This window comes from Aminobacter sp. AP02 (assembly GCF_003148805.1).
In the GTDB taxonomy this organism is placed as follows: Bacteria; Pseudomonadota; Alphaproteobacteria; order Rhizobiales; family Rhizobiaceae; genus Aminobacter.
In genome coordinates this window covers 1-1,369 of the sequence record NZ_QGGX01000067.1, presented here as the reverse complement: position 1 = coordinate 1,369, position 1,369 = coordinate 1, and the positions used below count along the sequence as shown (strand labels likewise).

Sequence of the window (1,369 nt, the reverse complement as noted above, 5' to 3'; positions counted from 1 at the left end):
GATCGTGTCCCGCTAAGTGGTGTAGCTTGCGGCATTGGTCGCCGAGCTCTCCGGCATTGGCCGGGCTGATCAGCGCGCCACGGCTGGCAGGCTGATGAGCGGATCATCGCTCGTCAGGGCGATTGTTTCCAGGGTCATGTATCTGGCGCGTTGGACGGCCCACTCATCATTTTGTTCGAGCAGCAGAGCGCCGACGAGACGTATGATGGCGTCGTCGTTGGGGAAGATGCCGACGACCTCGGTACGCCGCTTGATCTCGCCGTTGAGACGCTCGATCGGATTCGTCGAGTGGAGTTTGGCGCGGTGTTCCTTCGGGAAGGTCATGTAGGCCAGCACGTCGGGCTCGGCGTCGTCCATGATTGTGGCGAGCTTCGGTACCTTGGGCTGGATCTGATCGGCGACGGCACGCCACTGCAGGCTCGCCGCGTCGGGCGTTTCCTGGGCGAAGGCGGTGGCGATGAAGGCGGAGACGACGCGGCGCCCGCTCTTGCCGGCGTGGGCCAGCACATTCCTCATGAAGTGGACGCGGCAGCGCTGCCAGGTGGCGCAAAGCACCTTGGTGACAGCAGCCTTGAGGCCTTCGTGGGCATCGGAGACGACGAGCTTGACGCCGCGCAGGCCGCGGCGGGTCAGCTTGCGCAGGAACTCCGTCCAGATCGGCTCGGCCTCCGACGTGCCAATCTCCATGCCCAGCACCTCGCGCCGGCCGTCCGCGTTGACGCCGACGGCGATGATGACGGCAACCGAGACGATCCGCCCACCGCGGCGGACCTTCAGGTAAGTGGCGTCGATCCACAGGTATGGCCAATCGCCCTCGATCGGCCGCTCGAGGAAGGCCTTCACCTTGCCGTCGATCTCCTCGCACAGCCGCGAGACCTGGCTCTTGGAGATGCCGCTCATGCCCATGGCCTTGACCAGATCGTCAACCGAACGTGTCGAGATGCCTTGCACGTAGGCTTCCTGGATGACGGCGGTCAGCGCCTTCTCGGCCATGCGGCGCGGTTCGAGGAACCCCGGGAAGTAGCTTCCCTTCCTGAGCTTCGGGATGCGCAGCTCGACCGTGCCGGCCCGCGTCTCCCAGTCCCGGTCGCGGTAGCCATTGCGCTGGGCGAGCCGCAGCGGGTTCTTCTCGCCATAGCCGGCGCCGGTGGCCGCGCCCACCTCCATTTCCATCAGCCGCTCGGCGGCAAAGCCGATCATCTCCCGCAGCAGATCGGCATCCGGGGTCTTCTCCACGAGCGTGCGCAGGTTCATCATGTCGTCGGTCATCGGTGGTCCTTCCGAAATGGGTTGGCGTCAACAACCAAACCCTACCGGAAAGCGCCGATGACCACCGACACGCCGCTCACTCGCTACGGCGCTGCTAACG

The 1,369-nt window shown here is 65.4% G+C and carries 1 protein-coding gene; it reads right to left on the bottom strand.

Annotated features, from left to right (window positions below; all coding sequences use genetic code 11):
* Positions 1-69: 69 nt before the first annotated feature.
* Positions 70-1,269: an IS256 family transposase gene (locus C8K44_RS27200; RefSeq protein WP_109578861.1), complete on the bottom strand. Its 1,200-nt coding sequence runs from the start codon at positions 1,267-1,269 to the stop codon at positions 70-72.
* Positions 1,270-1,369: the final 100 nt, after the last annotated feature.